A 19,273-nucleotide genomic window follows, 5' to 3' on the forward strand; every position below is an offset into this window, starting at 1 on the left:
ATGGACGAAGATCGGGAATTCGACTCCGACCGTCATGAAGATCCCGCCCGGGAATTTCAGCTCGATCAATCCTACGACGCTTGGTATCGGGCGATGAAAAAGCAAATTCGCCAAGCGGAGGAAATGACGCGGGCGCCTCGGAAGTCAGACGTGTACGAAGCGATGGACGACGACGATTTTTGAGAAGGGATCGCGGCGAAGATGCCGTTACGCACCGCAGCGCCGTTGCCCGGACAGGGATGCGGCGCTGCGGCGGTTCGAATGCCGTTTAACGGAGGCGCATGGCGCCCCGGATGTTCCCGCGCCGCTGCCGGGGCGCCATGCGCCGGGCGGCCGGTTGCTTTGTCATTCCGCCCGCTTATCCGTTACAATAGAGAGAGACTGCAAGATGAGAGGATTAACCGCTTATGAACGTCGTTCTTGCGACGCTGAATGCCAAATATATTCACACTTCGCTCGCCCTCCGGTATTTGAAAGCTTTCGCCGAAAGCGAGTTCGACGTGGACATTGCCGAATATACGATCAAGGACCCGGCGATGGCGATCGTCTCCGACCTGTTCCGGCGGAAGCCCGACGTCATCGGCTTTTCGTGCTACATCTGGAACATCGAAGAGACGATTACCGTCATCGACATGCTGCGCAAGGTGCTGCCCGACGCTGCCATCGTGCTCGGCGGACCGGAGGTGTCCTACGACACCGAGTTCTGGATGAACCGCTTGCCGGCGGTCGATTATATCGTGATGGGCGAAGGAGAGGAGACGTTCCGGGACCTGCTGCGGGAGCTGTCCGGCAGCCGCAAGTTCCATTTCGTCTTCGGCCTCGCCTACCGGAAAAACGGGGAGGTCGTCATCAACCCCGGCCGGCCCAAGCTCGATCTGAACGCCATTCCGTCACCGTACCGTTTTGCCGAGGACTTGCCGTCGCTTCCGAACCGTGTCGTCTATTTCGAGACGAGCCGCGGCTGCCCGTTCAGCTGCCAGTTCTGCCTGTCGAGCATCGAAGTCGGCGTCCGTTACTTCGATATGGAGCGGGTCAAAGCCGACCTGACCTATCTGATCGACAACGGAGCGAAGCTGATCAAATTCGTCGACCGGACGTTCAATATCAAGCGCGAATACGCGATGGAAATTTTTCAATTCCTCATCGACAACCACCGGGGCTGCGTGTTCCAGTTCGAAATTACCGCCGACATCATGCGTCCGGAGGTGCTCGACTTCCTGGCCGAGCATGCGCCGCCGGGCATCTTCCGGTTTGAGATCGGCGTCCAGTCGACGAACGACGAGACGAACCTGGCCGTGAAGCGGCGCCAGAACTGGACGAAGCTCGTCCGCACCGTCACGAAGGTGAAGGAGAGCGGCAAGATCGACCAGCATCTCGACTTGATCGCGGGCTTGCCGCACGAGGATTACAACCGGTTCCGCCAAACGTTCAACGACGTTTTCGCGCTTCGGCCGGAGGAACTGCAGCTCGGTTTTCTGAAAATGCTTCGGGGAACGGGACTGCGTCTGAACGCGGAGAAGTACGGCTACGTGTACATGGACCGCGCGCCTTACGAGATGCTCGGCAACGACCTGCTGCCGTTCGAGGATATCGTGCGGATCAAGCGGGTCGAGGACGTGCTCGAGAAATATTGGAACGCGCACCGGATGGACCGGACGATGGAATATTTGACGCAGACGGCTTATCCGTCGCCGTTCGACTTCTTCCAGAAATTCGGGGACTACTGGGAAGAGCGGGGTTGGCAGCGCATCGGCCATCAGCTTGAGGATCTGTTCGTCCGGCTGTGGGCGTTCCTGCGCCACGACGCCAATCCGAAGCTGAATCCGGAGCTTGCGCTCGGCTTGCTCAAGATCGATTATTTCCTTCAGCACAAGTACAAGCCGCGCAAGGTTTGGTGGGAAGAACGGATGGACAAGGACGACTGGTCGTCCGAGCGAAAGCGGGCCGCCGAGGCGCTCGGCATGGACGAGCGCGAGCTCTCCAAGCGGGCGGCGCTGGACCGATTGCCGTTCGACTACGCGCTCTGGACGGAGCGGGGGGAGCTCTCGTTCGACGCGGAGACGCTGCTGGTCGTGCTGTACGGAGGCGAAGAGGCGCCTCCGCGGCTCGTCGCGCTTCCGCGGCCCGTCGTTTGCGGAAGCCGCGTATCTCTGCAAGATTAGGTTAGGCGGAAGAAGTTGGACGCAAAAACAATGGGGGGTGCCCGGACGGACGACTGCCGCGCTACGGCCGGCTTTTGACGGGCGCTTCTTATTTGGCGGTCTCCGGGAAAAAGGTGTCGAAATTGATCAACCGGCCCAAATATTCATCCATCTCTTGGGCGGATACGGCAGCTTCGTGTCTCAGCCACCAGGCTCCCAGAGCGGCGATGGCGCCCGAATAGAAGGCGGCGATCACATCCACGGGCACGGGAAAACGAACGCCCTTTTTCTCCGCTTCCGTGAGGTCACGCTTCAGCGAATCCTCGGCGTGCTTCTGCATAATGCAGCCAAGGGTGCCGCCTCTTTGCTCGGCATTCAGAAGCGTCTGGAACTGGCGCATATGCCCCATCTCCTCAAACATCTGCATCGGACGCAAGATCCGGTCTTTATAGCTTCTGCTCGCGAACTTCTCTCTCGCCTCTTCGAGGCCGTAGGCGAGCAATTGATATTTATCCCTGAAGTGCTTATAAAACGTCGTTCGGTGCACCATGGCGTTGTCGCAAATTTCCTGAACGCTGAGAGACTCGAATGAACGGTACTCCAGCAGCGACATCAGCGATTCCCACAGAAGCTTCCGGGTGCGGCGTACGCGCAGATCGGTCTTATTCCCCGAATCGTTCGTATACATATGAAGCCTCCTTTGTAGATTAGGCTACAGTTGGCACAAAATTGGTTCTTGACTGTGGAACCCTAAAAAAGTGTATATTAATAACTATACATTTGTAAAATTAAGTATACAAGTGTAGAAATGTTGGGGAGAGGAACAGGAGGTTTATCGTAAAGACATGAATGCCGCAAGTACAAATCAAACGGGAAGTGCGGTCGATCTGAGCAAAATCAAGCGCGGTCCGATTGTGTTCGCGCTTATTATCGGAGCGTTCGTCGCGATTCTCAACGAGACGCTGCTCGGGAACGCGCTGCCCGACCTGGTGCAGGAGCTGGGCGTATCCTATTCGACCGTTCAATGGTTGGCCACCGCGTACATGCTCGTCATCGGGGTGCTCGTTCCGGTTACGGCTATTTTGCAACAATGGTTCACGACGAGGCAAATGTTTTTGTCTGCGATGATCTTGTTTTTCACCGGTACGTTGATCGCGGCGGCAGCGCCCGGATTTGAATTGCTGTTGACGGGGCGTGTCGTACAGGCTCTCGGCACCGGTCTCCTGCTGCCGGTCATGATGAATACGATTCTGGTCATCTTCCCGCCGGAAAAACGGGGAGGCGCCATGGGCCTCATGGGCCTCGTCATCATGTTCGCGCCGGCCATCGGTCCGACGATATCGGGCTTAATTCTGGATTCGCTGGCTTGGCGGTGGCTGTTTATTCTCGTTCTTCCGCTGGCGGCCTTTTCGATCGTGATCGCGGCCATTTTCTTGCGGAACGTATCCACGGTGACCAAGCCCAGTGTGGACATTCTGTCCATTCTGCTGTCCACGATCGGCTTCGGCGGCATCGTTTTCGGCTTCAGCAAAGCGGGCGAGAACGGCTGGTCCGATCCGCAAGTGTACTGGCCGATCATTGTCGGAGGCGTCGGGCTCGCTCTGTTCATCTGGCGGCAATTGGTGCTGAAGTCGCCGGTCATGGACCTGAGGGTGTTCAAATATCCGATGTTCTCGCTCGTCACCGTACTGCTTTTCGTTCTGATGATGACGTTGTTCTCTTCGATGACGCTGATTCCGCTGTATTTGCAAGGCGCGTTGTTCCTGACCGCGTTCAAATCCGGGCTGATGCTGCTCCCGGGCGGCATGGTGAACGGGGTTATGGGCGTCGTCTCGGGCAAGCTGTTCGACAAATTCGGGCCGCGGGTGCTCGTCATCCCCGGTCTCGCGATCGTCATCGTGGCCCTATACCTGTTCACGGGCTTCGACGCTTCGACGAGCACCGGATACATCATCGCCATTCACATCGTTATGCTCATCGGCATCTCGCTGGTCATGATGCCCGCGCAGACGACGGGGCTTAACCAATTGCCGCCCCAGCTTTATCCGCACGGCACGGCGATTCTGAACACGCTGCAGCAAGTGTCCGGCGCGATCGGCACCGCGTTGTTCATCAGCATTATGTCTAACGGGACGAAAAATTACATGAGCGCGTCCAAAGACCCGACCAATCCGGTTGAAATTGCGAACGGCGTCGTCGCCGGCGTTAACGATGCCTTCTGGATCGGTTTGATGATCGCGATCGTGGCGTTCATCATCGGCTTGTTCATCCGCCGGACGAAAGCGCCGGAAGGTCAAGCGGCAGGCTCTCCGGGCATGCATTGAGGCTTCAAGTGCAAAGCGTCGTCTCTCCGCCACGCTGCGTGAGAAGACGACGCTTTTTCTTTGTCCAAACTATCAAGCTCCACCACCGACACGTACAGTACGATTATCGACCGGGCGCGTCCTTGTAAATTTCCCGCATGACGTGGCGAAGCTCCGGCAAGATGAGGCGCGTCATCGCCAGCTTGACCGCCCCGGTCGAGCCGGGCATCGAGAAGACGGCGGTCGTTCCGACCGTGCCGGCGATGGCGCGGGACAGAATAGCGGCGGAGCCGATGTCCTCGGTATAGCTCAACATCCGGAAAATTTCGCCGAACCCCGGCATTTCCTTCTGCAGAACATCCCGCACCGCTTCGTAGGTCGTATCTCTGCCGGCGATGCCGGTGCCGCCGTTCAGCAGAACGGCTTCGATGGACGGATCCTCGGCGGCCTCCCGCAAGAGTGCCTGAATACGGGCGTATTCATCGGGAACGATCCGCATCCCGGCGACGATATACCCGTGCTCCTCGAGCAACTCGCGCGCCAGCCGGCCGCTTTTGTCGGTGTCGGGCGTGCGGGTATCGGATACGGTGACGATCAGGCAGGAGACGGAAGACGGCGCCTCTCGCCGGTGCTGTTCGGTGGACGAAATTTCGCTCATGGGCTCGCTCTCCTCGCGGCTGCGCGCGGCAACCGCTTTTTTTTCTTAAGTTTAGCAAAGATAGAGGCGCCTCGCACGGACAAGGCTGCAATTTGTGTTCCTCTGCCTACCTTGGTGTCTCAACATCCGGGTACCTCTCCAAACTATCTAATTTTTTCTATCCTCGTCTCTTAGTCGGTTCCGCCCCCCTTGCTTTCCCTTTTTACCATTTTTGCGGGCTTATCCCCGCTGCTCAGCGGAGCATGTATTGCCTCATTGTTCGAGTTCGGTATTTATGAAGTTTGACAACAGCTTATCCGAGCACGCGACAGTCGTTGCCCTGCTGCATGTCCAGTTCTGCGATCCGTTTGCCGTGAATCCTTTACAGAAAAAAGACGGAACGCCAAAAACCTCCCCAGAAAAGGCGCGGAGGAAGGGAACCATGTTTTTGAGGCTAGCCTTAAAAAACGTCTTAGAGCCGTCCATAATTACCTAGAACGTCTTTTTATCAGACAATGACGGGGCGCGAGACGCACTGCCGCAGCAGATCCCGCACGATCGAATCTTCACTGGAAGTGAAGTTGAATCGGTAGCCGTACTCGTCCAAGTAAGCCTGCAAATGCTTGGGACCAATCCCGCAGTAAATCTACAGAAGGCCTCCATAGACAACTTCCAATCCATCACGGCTCCCCCTCAAACCGAATATATGTTCCTATATTTGGATTATAGCAAACATATGTTCTTGTTTCAAAGGCGATTTTTTAGGAAGAAGAAGAAACGACCACGCCATCTGAGGTACGGGGATAAGCCTCCAAATGAGCCATTCAGCACAGGCAGGAGGTGGGGCCGGAAAAAGGGGCATCCTCAGCCGAGGGAGATTATCGCATTGCAATGAGAGAGTGTGGAGGAGCGCTTAAAGCAAAGAACCTCCGTTGCCATGCGAAATGGCAACGGAGGTTCTGCGGTCTGCGATTAGGAGACCAACGCTTATTCGCGATCCGGAGCTTCGACGGCGTCCGGACGGGCTTCGCGCGAGGACGGAGACCGGACGAAACGGTCCGTAATCGCGGGCACTAGAAGGAAGAGGGCGTACGCCAGCGTCATCCAGATCGTAAAGGCGTGGTGTTGGCCTTCGTCGAATTTCGGAAACACGTTGTCGCGATACCAGATCGAGAACGTGTCGAGCAGCAAGCCGACCGCCGCGCCGATAAAGCCGAGCCTCGTCGCCGAGCCCGGCTCGGGGAACAGACGCAGTCGGATAATGAGCGAGAGCCCGAGCAGGATGAGCACGGTGAGAGCTTCCAGCAAGAACAACGAAGCCCCGAATTGGGGATTCCCCGTATCGACCAGCACCCAATGTCCGAACAGGATGAAAAACAGCGTGGCCAGCGCCCACATCGCGATTCCGATTCCGATCAAGATTAACGTTTGGCGTATCATCTTCGTCTTCCTTTCGCGCATCCGCGCATCCGTAATGTTGCGTTATGCAGAGACGCCTTTTTCTTCTATTCGACGCGGCTCCGCAGCACGGTCATCTCGCCGGCGAGCGCGTAATCGCCCAGGTTGGCCGGCAGAAGGAAGCAGTCGCCCGCCTTCGCGTCGATCAGGCCGCTCTCCCAGCGGATCGATCCGGAGCCTTCCGCCACGATCACAATGTCGAAGCTTTCCGGCGTCGTCGCCAGCTTCCATTCGCCGCGGACGATGCCTTTGTCCGTGGCGAAGTAGGGCGACTTCGCCAGCCTCAGCCACTCGCCGGGCTTCGCGCCGTCCGTCTTCATCCGGGTCGCCCCGGCGCCTTCGTAAGCGGTGACGTTCAGGGAGTCCTCGATGTGCAGCTCGCGCGGCTTGCCGTCCAGGCCGGGACGGTTGTAGTCGTACACGCGGTACGTCGTGTCGGAGTTCTGCTGGATTTCGGCCACAAGCACGCCCGCGCACAGCGCATGGACAGTGCCGGCCGGAATGTAGAACGTATCGCCCGCTTCAACGGACACTTCTTGAAGCGTGTCCATAATGCGATTCTCCGCGATCGCGGCTGCGAACGACTCGCGATTGACGCCCGGCTTCAGGCCGTAAATGATTTTGGCGCCCGGCTTCGCGTCCAGCACGTACCACATTTCGGTTTTGCCGAGCTCTCCCTTCGGCAGTCCCGCGTAATCGTCGGTCGGATGCACCTGAACGGACAGGTCGTCGTTGCAGTCCAGCAGCTTGATAAGCAGCGGGAATCGTCCGTTGCCCGAACGGCTGCCCTTGGAGCCGAACCACTCGGCGCCGAAGGCCTCGCGAACCTGATCCAGCCCTTGCCCGGCCAGTTCGCCGTTCGTCACGTGGGAGACGCCATGCGGATGGTCGGCGATCATCCAGCCTTCGCCGATGCGGCCTTCCGGCACGTCGTAGCCGAAGCGCTCGAGCGCACGGCCTCCCCAGACGCGCTCCTTGAATTCCGGTTTGAAGTGCAGCGGGTACGGTTTTACTGTTTGGCTCATGTCGGTTGTCCTCCTCTGGTGGATTGGAAAAATTCGATCGATTCGCCGTCGGGCCCGAGGAAAAAGAAGTAGCGGCTGCCGTTCGGCAGCGTCGTCAGCTCGGCATCGAGCCCGTTTACGCCAAGCGACTGGAGCCGGCGGTATTCTTGCTCGATGTCGTCCACCGCGAAGGCGACGTGGTGCACTTTCCCTTCCGGCGCCACCTGGCCGGTATAGCCTTCGATCAGCTCGATCTCGGTATCCCGGTGCCCCGGGAACGAGAGGAACGCCAGCCGGATGACCCCGTTCGTATGCGTCATCGTCTCCAGATGCTCAAGACCGACGACATCCGTGTAAAATCGGATGGAAGCCTCCAGATTGCTTGCCATGATGCCGACATGCTCGATTTTTTTGACGGCCATATGCCATCGCTCCTTCTTTCGTGATCTGAACGGTTCCCTAGCGCTTCTCCAGCGCAAGCAAATAGGGGGAAGCGGGCTTCTGCGGGTAGCGGTACTGGACGGCTTGCGCGACGGTCGGCGGGAGAGCGGCCATCCATCGCTCCACGGCTTCCGCTTCGGCGTCCCCGCCTTCGTGGCCGGGATAGACAACGGCGGTCAGCACGCCGCCCGGCGCCATCAGGCCGAGAGCAGCTTCCATGGCGGCGAGCGTCGTCTCGGGGCGCGTGATGACGCGCCGATCTCCGCCCTCGCCGGGCAAGTAGCCGAGGTTGAACATGACGGCGCGCACCGCTCCGCGATGCTCGGGCGCGACCAGTTCGGCCATCCGCTCGTGCCCCGCGAGCAGCAGCGTGACCGGCGCCAACCCGCCGCCGGCCGAACCGCCCCGGCGGCCCCCGCTCGCCGGCGCTTCCCCGGCGCGCCCTGCGGCCTCCAGCCGGGCGCGGGTTCTCGCGATCGCCGCCTCCTGCACGTCGAACGCGTACACATGGCCGCCCGCGCCGACCGTGCGGGCGAGAAAGAGCGTGTCCACGCCGCTTCCGGCCGTGGCATCGATCGCCACCGAGCCCGGCGCAGCCCGCTCCGCGACCCAGCGCTGCGCCGCGCTGAGCACCGAGAGGAAGCCCATGTCAACGCTCCCTCCAAAGCTTGCCCTGCCAGCTGTCCCGGCGCTCCAGCTCGGCGTCGATACCGTTCAGCACTTCCCACTTCTTCAGGCTCCACATCGGGCCGATAAGCAGGTCGCGGGGGGCGTCCCCGGTCAGCCGGTGGACGATCATTCCGGGCGGAAGCATCTCGAGCGTATCGACGACAAGGCCGATGTATTCGTCCTGTTCGAGGAAGCGCAGCAGCCCTTCGCGCCATTGCCGGACCATCGGCGTCTTGCGCATCAGATGGAGCAGGTGGATCTTGATGCCCTGCACGTCCATTTGCGCCGTCCGGCGTCCGGTCTCGAGCATCATGTCGCGGTCCTCGCCCGGCAGCCCGTAAATGATGTGCGCGCAGACGCGGATGCCTCTGGCGCGAAGGCGTTCGACCGCGTCGACGTAGCAGGCCGTGTCGTGCGCCCGGTTGATCAGCTTCGACGTCGATTCGTGCACCGTCTGCAGCCCCATTTCGACCCACAAATACGTCCGCTCGTTCAGCTCCGCCAGATAGTCGACGACATCGTCCGGCAGGCAGTCGGGCCGCGTGGCGATGGAGAGGCCGACGACGCCGGGCTGCGCGAGAATCGTTTCATAATATTCCTTCAGCGTCGCGAGCGGAGCGTAGGTGTTCGTGTAGGCCTGAAAGTAGCCGATATACTTGGCGTCCGGCCATTTCAAATGCTGACGGTCCCGCACCTCGTTGAACTGGGTGACGAGGTCGTCGCGCCGGCTGCCGGCGAAATCGCCGGAGCCCCGGGCGCTGCAGAACGTGCAGCCGCCCGCCGCGATCGTGCCGTCCCGGTTCGGACAGGTGAAGCCCGCGTCCAACATCACCTTGAACACCTTCGTCCCGAACCGCTCGCGCATTTCGTGGTTCCACGTATGGAATCGTTTGCCGCTCCACAGCGGCGGCCGTGCGGCGGCCGTTTCGGTCGTTGACATGAAGTGAACCGCTCCTTGCTTGGAATGCCTTGCGATTATTGTACCGAAAAACAGCGGGGTTGGCGAGAACGCGGCGAACGCCCGATAAAAGGTTTTTGGCGATAAAGCGCTTTCCGATAAAAAGGAATTTCGCGAATCGGGCGCAGACGGAAGCGGTTTTCGCTTGAAAAACCTAACATGATGTGTTATATTAAAAGTGCGCCAAATCAACGAAAATTGCAATTTTCGACCTCCAACTTTGGCAATGAAACTCATAGCTGCTCCAGCCGCAGGGTACGCTAACCCTACACACCCAATCAGGAGAAAGCGAGAGGTGAGGATCATGACCACTACCGTTAAGATCCCGCAAGGAGACGATACGATGAAGGTCGAACTGACCGTCAAGGAAGCAATGGCGCTTACGGGCATCAAGTTCCACGGCAACCACAACGTCGAAGTGTCTGCCAAGCGGAAGCTGCAGGAAGCGCTCGACCAGCAGTATATCGAAGATCGCCGCACGATCAACTGAAGCGTCCGACCGCACGCGCTCCGCGAGGAGCCGCGGCGGTCTTTTTTTTACCGGGACCGCTCCGGCCGCCAGGGCTCTTCCTCTTTACAATCGTGCGCGAATTGGGCACAATAGGGAACGGCTTATCAAGCGGAGCGGCACGAAGCAAGCGCCGGTTCGCTATCGTGCGGAATCGAAGCGGAGGACGAGTCATGCGACTGCGAGGAAAGAAACATACTAGAGAGAGTCTGGAGAGGCAGCCGGACCTTATCGTGCTGGAGCCCCATCGGTGGAAAGGCCGCTGGCGCGAGCTGTTCGGCAACGACAACCCGATTCATGTCGAGCTGGGCATGGGCAAGGGCCAGTTCATCAGCCGGATGAGCGGCAACAATCCCGGAATCAACTATCTCGGCATGGACATGTACGACGAATTGCTCCGCAAGGGAAGCGAGAAAGCGAGAGCGGTGTGGAAGGAGAAAGGATCGGACGAGGTTCCGAACCTGTATCTGGTGCTCGGCAACGTGGAGCATCTCGAGGACATGTTCGAGCCGGGCGAGCTGGAACGGATTTATTTGAACTTCAGCGATCCGTGGCCGAAGAGCAAGCATGCGAAGCGCCGGCTGACCCATCCCCGTTTCCTCGATAAATATAAACGCGTTCTGAACGAACGGGGCGAGATTCATTTCAAGACCGATTCGTTAAGCCTGTTCGAATATTCACTCAACAGCTTCTCGGATTCGCTGCTGCAGATGCGCAACATTTCGCTCGACCTTCACCGGAGCGGGCTTCGCGAAGACCTCGTTCTGACCGAATACGAAGCGAAATTCGTCGGGCAGGGCATGCCGATTTACCGGCTCGAAGCGGTGGTCGGCCGCGAGGCGATCGAGCGGCACCGGGCCGCCGTCGCCGCGGAGCTGCAAGCTTCGGTAGCCAGAGCGGAGGCCCGGAAGCGCGAAGCGGGGGACGCGTCCGCCGCGGCGCCCGAGGGCTCCGCATGCGGAGGGACGGGGCCGGCGCTGTAGAGGGGCCGCCTGCGAAGTTTCGGCGCCGAGCAGGCCGTTCCGTCCGGAACGGCGAATCCAGCGTCCGCAATCGCGAGATCGGGCGCGGTCTAAACCCGATAACGAGCCGCCAGGGTCATTTCTGGCGGTTTTTTTACGTTGACTATATTATCCAATCGTCTATGATGAAAGTAGATACCCAAAAAACCCAAAAATACCGCCGCGCCCGAACAAGCGCGCGGACGGGGAACGAGGGAGGCCTTATCCTGTGCTGCTGACCAAAAGACGAAGGCAATTTCTTCGGAAGCTGGTCGATTTGTATCGCAGAACGAACCTGCCCATTCATTACGCGACGCTGGCGAACGCCCTCGGTGTCAGCAAGTGGACCGCATACGATATGATGAAGGCTATGGAGAAAATGGGCCTTCTTATTCGCAGCTACGCGGCGAACGGAGGAGACTCGGGCAGAACCCAGGTGCTGTTCGTCCCGACGGAGCAAGCGAAGGAGATGGTCGAGGCCGAATCGGCTGACACCGCCTGCCGGGAGGAGGAGTGGCAGGCGATCAAAACCGCCGTGCTGGGCTCGCTTCGCGCCTTTCGGAACGGAGGAAGGGCCGAGGCGCTCGGGCGGATGACGGCGGAGATGCGGTCCGTCAAGCGCAAGCTGGAATATTGCGCGTACGGCGTCGGGCTGCTGGTCGCGCACCTGCGCAAAGCCGGCGGCACGACGGAGGAGTTCGTCCGGAACGTCGTGCGCAAAGCGCCGACCGGGGAGATGCGCATGACGATGCTGGCGGGTGCGGTGCTCGGCACGCTCGCCCAATCGATGTCGGAGGCGGGAAGCGAAATCGCCGAGATGATCGGCACCTATTTGAAATCCGTCGCGGGTCTCACCGACCGCGAGAAGGCCATGATGTCCGATTTGTTGCTGGAAGCGTTGGTTTGAACAGACAGAAACGAACGGAGGCTTGATTCGGATGGCTCGGTATTATCGCGAATTTTTCTCCAATTCCATGATTGCGTTTATCGTCGCTCTGACGGTCGCCGGCCTGGCGCTGACAATCGCGACGTTCCAAGGCTACATGACCGTCGTTTGCTTCGTCTGCGGCATGATCGTCTATGCCATTTTCGAATACGTCGTCCACCGGTTCCTGCTCCACCAGTTCCCCAGGCTCATCCCCGCCATGTACCGGGGACACGTCGCCCACCACGAACACCCGAACGAACTGGAGCATTTGTTCAGCCCGCTGCGTTACGACGCGTCGGCTTACGCCGTCTACGTTCTGGTCGTGTGGGCGGCGCTTCGCGACCTGCCGCTCGTCTGCGCGTGGATCGCGGGAACCGCTCTGTTCCAGCTTTACTATCAATGGATGCATTACGTCGCCCACCGGCCGATCACTCCGATTACCCCCTGGGGCAAATGGATGAGGAAGAAGCACCTGCTGCACCACTTTATGGACGAACACGCCTGGTACGGGGTTTCCCATCCTACGCTCGACTATTTGCTCGGAACGCATAAGCCTTCGCCGAAGAAAAAATCCGGATTGCCGCAATAACGGAATGGATGAGGGTTCGCCTACCCAAACTATCGGCATGCAGGCCGACATCCCGGAAGGAGCGATTCAAGATGAAAGATTGGGTCAACAAGGCGGTGTCCCTCGGACTCGGCATCGCGGCCGCCACCAAGGAACAGACGGAGAAGCTGGTGGACGAACTGGTTAAAAAAGGGGAAATGAGCCGGGCGGAGTCGTTCGCGTTCGTGGACGATCTGCTCAAGAAAGGCGAGGAAGCGCAGCGCCGGATTGAAGCGCTCGTGCAGGAGCGGGTGCAGGCCGTCGTCGGCGACAAGAAATGGGCGACGAAGGAAGACATCGCCCGCCTGGAGCAGCGGTTGGACCGGCTCATCGCCCGGTTGGAGAATACCGGAGGCGACGCGGCCAGCAAGCCCGATTCGGACGTTCCCTGAAGGGGAACGCCGGCTGAAGGGCGAACCAACAACAACCGCGGGGAGGCCATCCGATGAACGTGGGCAGGAGAATCCGGCACTTTCACCGTTACAGGGAGATCGTATCCGCGTTCGTCCGGTACGGCTTCGGTTACGTCGTCAAAGACTTGGGCCTCGCCGATCTCGTTCCTTACCGGGTGCTGTGGACCGGCGAGAAGAGGGATTCGGACAAGACGTCGATCGCCATTCGCGTGCGCATGTTCCTGGAGGAGCTCGGTCCGACGTTCGTCAAGCTCGGACAGCTCGCCAGCACGCGCAGCGACCTCGTTCCTCCGGAATTCGTCGCGGAGCTGAAGCGTCTTCAGGACGACGTTCCCCCCTTTGCGTTCGACGACGTCCGCCGCATCGTCGAAGCGGAGCTGAAAGCCCCGATCGGGGAGTCGTTCCGCGAATTCGCGGAGCTTCCGCTGGCCGCCGCTTCGATCGGGCAAGTCCATTACGCCGTTCTTCGGAACGGAACCCCGGTCGCGGTGAAGGTTCAGCGGCCGAACGTGAGGGCGACGATCGAGACCGATCTGGAAATTCTGACGGATCTGTCCGCGCTCGCCGAGAAGCGGCTCGATTGGGCGCGGCGCTACAGGCTGAAGGAAATGACGGAGGAGCTCGGAGCCGCGCTGCTCGGGGAACTCGACTACGACCGGGAGAGGCGCCACGCGGAGAAGTTCGCCGTGCTGAGCGAAGCGCTCCCGTTCGTCCATATTCCCGCCGTCTACCGGGAACTGTCGTCGGACAAAGTGCTGACGATGGAGCATGTGGACGGGATCAAGCTGTCCGATCGGGAACGGCTGGAGCAGGAAGGCCGTCCGCTGGAAGACATCGCCGGCAAGCTGGTCACCGCCATTCTCCATCAAATCCTCGTCGACGGCTTCTTTCACGGCGATCCCCATCCGGGCAACGTGCTGTCGCTGGCGGACGGGCGCATCGCTCTGCTCGATTTCGGCATGGTCGGCAAGCTGTCGCCCGAGACGAAGGTTCATTTCGCCTCGCTCGTCATCGCGCTGCGGGGTCAGAGCACCGACGGCGTGGTCCGGGCCGTCGAACGGCTCGGCCTCGTCCCCGAAGAAGCGGACCGCAAGGCGCTTCGGGCCGACGTGGACGAGCTGAGAGAGTTTTATTACCGGATGCCGTTCAGCGAGATCCAGTTGGGCGAAGCCATCCGCCGGCTGTTCGATCTGGCCCGGCGGCACAACATTCGCATTCCTTCCGACATGACGCTGCTGGGCAAGACGCTTATGACGACCGAAGGCGTCGTCTCTTCCCTCGATCCTTCCTTCAGCATTCTGAAGGTCGCCGAGCCGTTCGGGCGCCAGCTGCTGCTCGACCGGGTCAATCCCGTCCGGATTCTGACCGGCCTCGGCCGGAAGCTTCCGGAATACGCGGAATGGCTGACCGAAGCGCCGGGCAAGCTCCGGGAGCTGCTGACGGTGGCGAAGCAAGGCAAAATCAAGCTGGAGCTAAGCATTCCGGAACGGGAGGATTTCCTCAAGAAGCTGGACAAGATCGGCAATCGCCTGTCGTTCAGCATCGTGCTGCTCTCGTTCAGCATCCTCATGGTCGGCCTGATCGTCGGCTCGTCCATCAGCCACCAGAACACGATGCTGTGGCGCATTCCCGCCATCGAGATCGGCTTCGGCGTGGCGGGAGCGATGTTCCTGTGGCTCATCTATTCGATCTTTAAATCCGGGCGGTTCTGACTCGCGGGGCGGAATTCGGCGCCTGGAGGCGCTCAGGAGATCCAGAAGGAGACCAGCAGCGCGGTCACGCTGCCGAGCAGCGCGCCGGCCGCCGTGTCGCTGGGATAGTGGAGGCCGAAGTAGACGCGGGAGAGCGCGACGCCAAACGCGATCGGCAGGAGCAGCGGAATGAGAAGCGGCTGGGCCATCATCCACGGCGTCAGCATCGCGAAGGCGGCCGTCGTGTGCCCGGAAGGGAACGACGGGTCCCGCAGCGGCCGCTTGCCGGTGTTCGCGTGCGGATACACCTGGTACGGCCTTTTGCGCGGCGCGCTGCGCTTGGCGATGGCGACCGGCAAGTGGCTGACGGCGACCGCCGCCAGCGACTGCCAGCCGGCGGTGCTCCACGCGCCATGGCCGAACAAGCCCGCCAGCAGCGAGAAGCCCAGGCAGAACGTAGCTCCGCCCATGAGCGTAAGAACGAAAAACAGGCGGTTCAGCGCCTCGCGGTTCCACCTCGTGTTCACGTGCAGGAACAAGGGCCCCTCCATCTCCTCCAGCAGGCGGTAAAAACGGCTCATTCCCATTCTCCCCTCCGCATGTTCTCAAGTTGCTTTCGCTAACAGCTTAACCTTCCCATGTAAGGCCGATATGAACGGAGCGCTAAGGGGATGTAAACCGTCCGAAGTCCAGGCGGTTCTGACGCTCTCTTCTTACAATTCTTTGACACCCCGATAACTTCCTTCCTTTACGATGAAGGAAAGTTCAGGGAGGCGATAAGGATGGAAGAAGTCCGCCTGGCGCTGTTCACCGATACATACGCGCCGGAAGTGAACGGCGTGGCCAAGACGCTCGAACGTTGGATCGCCTATTTGCGGAAGCGGGGCGTGCCTTGCCTCGTCTTCGCCCCGGCCCGGCCGCGAGGGGAAGCGGAGCTTCCCGGCGTCGCGGAGCGGCTGGCCAGCGTTCCTTTTTTTCTGTATCCGGAGCTGCGCGTCGCGGCTCCCGTGTCCTTCGCGGCCGAACGGAAGCTGCTGGACTTTCGGCCCACCGTCGTCCACGTGGCGACGCCGTTCGGCACCGGCATGACCGGCAGGCGACTGGCGCTCAAGCACGGCTTGCCGCTCGTCGCTTCCCACCACACCCACTTCGTACGGTACTTGCCGTTTTACAATTTGCAATGGATGGGTAAACTTCTATGGAGATATTTGCGATGGTTCCATCGGCCCTGCCGCAAAGTCTACGTCCCTTCCCGGTCCGTGCTTGAGGAATGCGCCAAGGACGGCTGGAGAGGACTCGAAATCTGGAGCCGGGGCATCGACGCTTCGGTGTTCCGTCCCGGGCTGGACCGGGACGCCTTCCTGGCGGAAGCGGGCATTCCGTCTTCCCGCTTCGTCGTTCTGTGCGCGGGCAGGCTCGCGCCCGAGAAGCAGCCGGAGCTGGCCGTCGAGGCGGTGTCGCGCTTCGCGGCTTCGCGCATCGGCGCCGAGCTCGTGCTGGCCGGCGAAGGTCCGTGCGCGGACGCGCTCCGCCTCCTCGCGGCGAAGCGCGGCGTGCGCGCCCGGTTCCTCGGCGCGATTCCGCAGCCGGAGCTGCGGCGCTGGATGGCCGCGGCCGACGCGATGCTGTTCCCGTCGCCGACGGAGACGTTCGGCAACGTCGTGCTCGAAGCGATGGCGTGCGGCCTGCCGGTCGTCGGCGCGGCGGCGGGAGCCGTCCCCGACACCGTCAGGGACGGCGAGACGGGCCTCTTGTGCCCGGCGGGCGATGCGGACGCCTTCGCCGGGGCGCTGATGCGGCTTGCCGCCGACGCGGATTTGCGCGCCCGGCTGTCCGCGGCCGGGCTTGCCGCCGCCGCTTCGCGCTCGTGGGACGACGTGTTCGGCCGCTTGCTGGATAGCATGGCCGAGGCGTCGTCCGGAACGGGAACCGCGGCGGGATGACGGGCGCGATTCGGAGATCGACTTTTGGCGAGAAGCAGGGTCCGGGGTCACGGAAACGGAGGAATAACGTGAATGCTCCTCTAAACGGGAGGAATCCGTTCCGCTTCCCCCCATGGATGGGGCTCATTCCCTGATCTTTCGTCCATAGGCTCGATTACGGTGGAATCGGACTTTTGACAAAGCGGTCCGAAGAACAGAAAATCGAAGTTGTGTTTTTCAAACAAAGAGAGAGATAAAAAAACACGCATCTCGCGCCCGACGCAAAAGTCCCCGACAAAAAACAAAAGGGGCGCGCCGGCGCGGGCAAAAGGGTCTAGGGGGTAAAACTGAATATGTGGAACAGCTTGTTATTGGCCTTGCAGGTGGTCTTCTTCCTGATCGGCGCTTACCAGGTGCTGCTCTCGTTCTTCGGATGGTACCGCAAAAAGGAGAAGATCACGCATCGTCCGACGAAGTCGTTCGCGCTCATTGTGGCCGCTCACAATGAGGAGACCGTCATCGGAGCGCTCGTGGAAAACCTGCTCAAAATGGACTATCCTCGGGAGCTTTACGACATTTTCGTCATTTGCGACAACTGTACGGACGGGACGGCCGACGTCGTGCGCTCGTATCCGGGCGTTTACGCCTGCGAACGGCACAACCCCCGCGAGCGGGGCAAAGGATTCGCCATCGAATGGATGCTGAAGGAGCTGTGGAAACGGCCGAGGGAGTACGACGCCGTCGTCATGTTCGACGCCGACAACCTGGTCGCGACGGATTTCCTCAAGTACATGAACGAGGATCTCATCAACGGGCACCGCGTCATCCAGGGCTACCTGGACACCAAAAACCCGCACGATTCCTGGGTCAGCGCGGCGAACGGCATCAACTACTGGTTCTGCAATCGCCTGTGGCAGCTTCCGCGGTACAATCTGGGCCTGTCCAACTTCCTCGGCGGAACGGGCATGTGCTTCGAGTCCAAGCTTCTGAAGGAGATGGGCTGGGGCGCAACGAGCCTTGTGGAGGATTTGGAGTTCACGATTCGCTGCATTCAACGCAACATTTATCCGAAATTCAACTTTGACGCGCGCGTCTACGACGAGAAGCCGATCACGTTCCGGGCGTCCGCCCGCCAGCGCCTTCGCTGGATGCAAGGACACTTCGACGTCGCACGGCGCTACATGCTCCCGACGCTCTGGCAGGGCATCAAGGAGCGGAGCTGGGTGAAAATCGACGCCGCCTTTTACATTTTCAACGCCTATAACTTCCTGATCGGCTTTACGCTGACGGCTACGCTCTGGTTCGACTTGCTGCTGCCGGGCAAGCCGCATTTCGACTCGATCTACTCGGTCATTCCGGACTGGGCGGCGGTTCCGGTCGCTCTGTATATTTATCTGCAATGTCCGCTGGCCATGCTGCTCGAGAAAGTGAACTGGCGGAGCTACGTTCGCCTGATCACGTTCCCGATCTTCTTCTTCTCGTGGTGGCCGATCACGTTCTGGGCGTTCTTCACGCAGAAGAACAAGACGTGGAGCCATACGGAGCACACGCGCGTGCTTCGTCTCGAAGAGGTGCAGGGCAAGCAAATGTAAGTCGGCTCGCAGACGGCGGGCGCAAGATCAGAGGGGTGTCGCAATCGCGGCAGGTCATGGGGCGGCCCGAAGGGGCCGTCTTTCTTTTGGGACGCGGCAGGGATTTGACGGCGCCGGGAAAATGGCGTACGGTAAGGAAGACGAGAAGCGTCGGCTGCGGAAAAGGAGAAGGAGGGAGCGCTTTGCGGGAGTTCGAGGGTCCATTGTTGCGCCCGCCGGGAATCGGAACGTGGGTGTACGTCAACGTGCCGTTCGACGCGGCCGCGGCGTTCGGCGGCAAGGGCCAGCTGCGCGTGCGGGGCACGGTGAACGGCGCGACGTTCCGCAGCTCGCTGCTGCCTCACGGGGACGGCACGCACTATCTTGTCGTCGGCAGCGTGCTTCGCGCCGCGGCAGGAGCGGAAGTCGGCGACGTCGTGCGGGTCGCGCTCGAGGCGGACACCGAGGAGCGGACGGTCGACGTGCCGGAGGATTTGCTTGCCGCGCTGGAAGAGAGGCCGGAGGCGCTCGACTTTTTTACGGGGCTCGCCTATTCCTACCGCAAAGAATACGTGAACTGGATCGAATCGGCCAAGCGGGAGCAAACGCGCCGCTCGCGCATCGCCCAGGCGGTTGAACGGCTGGCCGAGGGCCGCAAGCTCCGCAGCTGAGCGGCAATCGCTCCTGCGGCAAGCTAATTGCGATGTCCGGGAAACCGGACGCGACAAAGGTTGAAAGATGAGCGAAAATAAATTTTACCCCAAAAACAAGCGGAAAAATGCGGGGCTATGGGCGTAAAAAGAGAGGCGGAGCGAAATTCCACCCCAGCCTCCCGATGTGGTAATAAATAGTAAACAGGCGAGTCCATCCATGGTAAAATTGTAATTGACGAGAAAACAATTTTCACTATGAGAGGGGTCGCCTGCTATGGCTATTATACCACAACTGAAACTGTTTGAGTGGAATGAAATTCAAACGCTTGGAGACTTGGATCGTCTGCGTCTGGTGCTGGACTACATGC

The 19,273-nt window shown here is 60.3% G+C and carries 20 protein-coding genes; 12 read left to right on the forward strand and 8 right to left on the reverse strand.

The window, feature by feature from the left end; translation table 11 throughout:
• Together G485_RS0112630 and G485_RS26280 are read left to right on the forward strand one after the other, a co-directional pair.
• Positions 1–183 carry a hypothetical protein gene (locus G485_RS0112630; RefSeq protein ID WP_027092865.1) on the forward strand — a complete coding sequence of 61 codons (183 nt, stop codon included), beginning with the start codon at positions 1–3 and terminating at the stop codon, positions 181–183.
• A 224-nt stretch (positions 184–407) separates the two neighbouring features.
• Positions 408–2,162, forward strand: coding sequence for a B12-binding domain-containing radical SAM protein (locus G485_RS26280; protein ID WP_035156006.1), 1,755 nt, complete (start codon positions 408–410; stop codon positions 2,160–2,162).
• An 88-nt stretch (positions 2,163–2,250) separates the two neighbouring features.
• Here the strand turns inward: G485_RS26280 and G485_RS0112640 are convergent, their stop codons facing one another.
• Entirely contained in the window at positions 2,251–2,829 is a 579-nt protein-coding gene (locus G485_RS0112640) for a TetR/AcrR family transcriptional regulator (RefSeq protein WP_027092866.1), read from the reverse strand.
• Between the two features lie 157 nt (positions 2,830–2,986).
• On the opposite strand from G485_RS0112640, the gene G485_RS0112645 reads away from it, so the two are divergent.
• Positions 2,987–4,465 (forward strand): DHA2 family efflux MFS transporter permease subunit, encoded by a 1,479-nt coding sequence (locus G485_RS0112645; RefSeq protein ID WP_027092867.1) that lies wholly within the window; start codon positions 2,987–2,989, stop codon positions 4,463–4,465.
• A 103-nt stretch (positions 4,466–4,568) separates the two neighbouring features.
• On the opposite strand, the gene G485_RS0112650 is transcribed toward G485_RS0112645, so the two are convergent.
• From G485_RS0112650 to mnmL, 6 genes are all read right to left on the reverse strand, one after another.
• Positions 4,569–5,102, reverse strand: coding sequence for a MogA/MoaB family molybdenum cofactor biosynthesis protein (locus tag G485_RS0112650; protein ID WP_035156009.1), 534 nt, complete (start codon positions 5,100–5,102; stop codon positions 4,569–4,571).
• Between the two features lie 966 nt (positions 5,103–6,068).
• Positions 6,069–6,521 (reverse strand): DUF5367 family protein, encoded by a 453-nt coding sequence (locus tag G485_RS26285; RefSeq protein WP_156922312.1) that lies wholly within the window; start codon positions 6,519–6,521, stop codon positions 6,069–6,071.
• Positions 6,522–6,586: 65 nt separating this feature from the next.
• Positions 6,587–7,564, reverse strand: a complete 978-nt coding sequence (locus G485_RS0112665) for a type I phosphomannose isomerase catalytic subunit (protein WP_027092870.1) — start codon at positions 7,562–7,564, stop codon at positions 6,587–6,589.
• A complete protein-coding gene (locus G485_RS0112670; RefSeq protein ID WP_027092871.1) occupies positions 7,561–7,965 on the reverse strand; it encodes a VOC family protein in 405 nt (134 codons plus the stop codon). The genes G485_RS0112665 and G485_RS0112670 overlap by 4 nt, the downstream gene beginning before the upstream one ends.
• A gap of 37 nt (positions 7,966–8,002) precedes the next feature.
• On the reverse strand, positions 8,003–8,632 hold the full coding sequence (locus G485_RS0112675; protein WP_027092872.1) for a class I SAM-dependent methyltransferase: 630 nt from the start codon (positions 8,630–8,632) through the stop codon (positions 8,003–8,005).
• 1 nt (position 8,633) lies between these two features.
• The gene (gene mnmL, locus G485_RS0112680) at positions 8,634–9,593 is read right to left on the reverse strand and encodes a tRNA modification radical SAM protein MnmL/YtqA (RefSeq protein ID WP_027092873.1); all 960 of its coding nucleotides are present in this window, start codon (positions 9,591–9,593) and stop codon (positions 8,634–8,636) included.
• Positions 9,594–9,915: 322 nt separating this feature from the next.
• On the opposite strand from mnmL, the gene G485_RS0112685 reads away from it, so the two are divergent.
• The 6 genes from G485_RS0112685 (at position 9,916) to G485_RS0112710 (ending at position 14,780) form a co-directional block, all read left to right on the forward strand.
• A complete protein-coding gene (locus tag G485_RS0112685; protein WP_027092874.1) occupies positions 9,916–10,101 on the forward strand; it encodes a hypothetical protein in 186 nt (61 codons plus the stop codon).
• A 191-nt stretch (positions 10,102–10,292) separates the two neighbouring features.
• The gene (trmB, locus tag G485_RS26290) at positions 10,293–11,102 is read left to right on the forward strand and encodes a tRNA (guanosine(46)-N7)-methyltransferase TrmB (RefSeq protein WP_051318238.1); all 810 of its coding nucleotides are present in this window, start codon (positions 10,293–10,295) and stop codon (positions 11,100–11,102) included.
• A gap of 247 nt (positions 11,103–11,349) precedes the next feature.
• Positions 11,350–12,027, forward strand: a complete 678-nt coding sequence (locus tag G485_RS0112695; protein WP_027092875.1) for a DNA-binding protein — start codon at positions 11,350–11,352, stop codon at positions 12,025–12,027.
• Between the two features lie 31 nt (positions 12,028–12,058).
• The gene (locus G485_RS0112700; RefSeq protein ID WP_027092876.1) at positions 12,059–12,637 is read left to right on the forward strand and encodes a sterol desaturase family protein; all 579 of its coding nucleotides are present in this window, start codon (positions 12,059–12,061) and stop codon (positions 12,635–12,637) included.
• 71 nt (positions 12,638–12,708) lie between these two features.
• Positions 12,709–13,047: a phasin family protein gene (locus G485_RS26295; RefSeq protein ID WP_051318239.1), complete on the forward strand. Its 339-nt coding sequence runs from the start codon at positions 12,709–12,711 to the stop codon at positions 13,045–13,047.
• Positions 13,048–13,100: 53 nt separating this feature from the next.
• Entirely contained in the window at positions 13,101–14,780 is a 1,680-nt protein-coding gene (locus G485_RS0112710) for an ABC1 kinase family protein (RefSeq protein WP_027092877.1), read from the forward strand.
• 32 nt (positions 14,781–14,812) lie between these two features.
• On the opposite strand, the gene G485_RS0112715 is transcribed toward G485_RS0112710, so the two are convergent.
• On the reverse strand, positions 14,813–15,340 hold the full coding sequence (locus G485_RS0112715; protein ID WP_027092878.1) for a phosphatase PAP2 family protein: 528 nt from the start codon (positions 15,338–15,340) through the stop codon (positions 14,813–14,815).
• Between the two features lie 201 nt (positions 15,341–15,541).
• Here G485_RS0112715 and G485_RS0112720 point away from each other — a divergent pair, with 201 nt between their 5' ends.
• The 3 genes from G485_RS0112720 (at position 15,542) to G485_RS26300 (ending at position 18,923) form a co-directional block, all read left to right on the forward strand.
• Positions 15,542–16,702, forward strand: a complete 1,161-nt coding sequence (locus G485_RS0112720; RefSeq protein WP_027092879.1) for a glycosyltransferase family 4 protein — start codon at positions 15,542–15,544, stop codon at positions 16,700–16,702.
• Positions 16,703–17,034: 332 nt separating this feature from the next.
• A complete protein-coding gene (locus G485_RS0112725) occupies positions 17,035–18,273 on the forward strand; it encodes a glycosyltransferase family 2 protein (RefSeq protein WP_027092880.1) in 1,239 nt (412 codons plus the stop codon).
• Between the two features lie 182 nt (positions 18,274–18,455).
• The gene (locus G485_RS26300; protein WP_169732317.1) at positions 18,456–18,923 is read left to right on the forward strand and encodes a YdeI/OmpD-associated family protein; all 468 of its coding nucleotides are present in this window, start codon (positions 18,456–18,458) and stop codon (positions 18,921–18,923) included.
• Positions 18,924–19,273 lie beyond the last annotated feature (350 nt).

Source organism: Cohnella thermotolerans DSM 17683, assembly GCF_000429825.1.
Lineage (GTDB): Bacteria > Bacillota > Bacilli > Paenibacillales > Paenibacillaceae > Cohnella > Cohnella thermotolerans.

What these genes read in the sequence shown, in the direction of transcription:
- G485_RS0112630 (WP_027092865.1), top strand. Translation starts at nt 1, where the DNA reads ATGGACGAAGATCGGGAATTCGACTCCGACCGTCATGAAGATCCCGCC.
- G485_RS26280 (WP_035156006.1), top strand. Translation starts at nt 408, where the DNA reads ATGAACGTCGTTCTTGCGACGCTGAATGCCAAATATATTCACACTTCG.
- G485_RS0112640 (WP_027092866.1), bottom strand. Translation starts at nt 2,829, where the DNA reads ATGTATACGAACGATTCGGGGAATAAGACCGATCTGCGCGTACGCCGC.
- G485_RS0112645 (WP_027092867.1), top strand. Translation starts at nt 2,987, where the DNA reads ATGAATGCCGCAAGTACAAATCAAACGGGAAGTGCGGTCGATCTGAGC.
- G485_RS0112650 (WP_035156009.1), bottom strand. Translation starts at nt 5,102, where the DNA reads ATGAGCGAAATTTCGTCCACCGAACAGCACCGGCGAGAGGCGCCGTCT.
- G485_RS26285 (WP_156922312.1), bottom strand. Translation starts at nt 6,521, where the DNA reads ATGATACGCCAAACGTTAATCTTGATCGGAATCGGAATCGCGATGTGG.
- G485_RS0112665 (WP_027092870.1), bottom strand. Translation starts at nt 7,564, where the DNA reads ATGAGCCAAACAGTAAAACCGTACCCGCTGCACTTCAAACCGGAATTC.
- G485_RS0112670 (WP_027092871.1), bottom strand. Translation starts at nt 7,965, where the DNA reads ATGGCCGTCAAAAAAATCGAGCATGTCGGCATCATGGCAAGCAATCTG.
- G485_RS0112675 (WP_027092872.1), bottom strand. Translation starts at nt 8,632, where the DNA reads ATGGGCTTCCTCTCGGTGCTCAGCGCGGCGCAGCGCTGGGTCGCGGAG.
- mnmL (WP_027092873.1), bottom strand. Translation starts at nt 9,593, where the DNA reads ATGTCAACGACCGAAACGGCCGCCGCACGGCCGCCGCTGTGGAGCGGC.
- G485_RS0112685 (WP_027092874.1), top strand. Translation starts at nt 9,916, where the DNA reads ATGACCACTACCGTTAAGATCCCGCAAGGAGACGATACGATGAAGGTC.
- trmB (WP_051318238.1), top strand. Translation starts at nt 10,293, where the DNA reads ATGCGACTGCGAGGAAAGAAACATACTAGAGAGAGTCTGGAGAGGCAG.
- G485_RS0112700 (WP_027092876.1), top strand. Translation starts at nt 12,059, where the DNA reads ATGGCTCGGTATTATCGCGAATTTTTCTCCAATTCCATGATTGCGTTT.
- G485_RS26295 (WP_051318239.1), top strand. Translation starts at nt 12,709, where the DNA reads ATGAAAGATTGGGTCAACAAGGCGGTGTCCCTCGGACTCGGCATCGCG.
- G485_RS0112710 (WP_027092877.1), top strand. Translation starts at nt 13,101, where the DNA reads ATGAACGTGGGCAGGAGAATCCGGCACTTTCACCGTTACAGGGAGATC.
- G485_RS0112715 (WP_027092878.1), bottom strand. Translation starts at nt 15,340, where the DNA reads ATGAGCCGTTTTTACCGCCTGCTGGAGGAGATGGAGGGGCCCTTGTTC.
- G485_RS0112720 (WP_027092879.1), top strand. Translation starts at nt 15,542, where the DNA reads ATGGAAGAAGTCCGCCTGGCGCTGTTCACCGATACATACGCGCCGGAA.
- G485_RS0112725 (WP_027092880.1), top strand. Translation starts at nt 17,035, where the DNA reads ATGTGGAACAGCTTGTTATTGGCCTTGCAGGTGGTCTTCTTCCTGATC.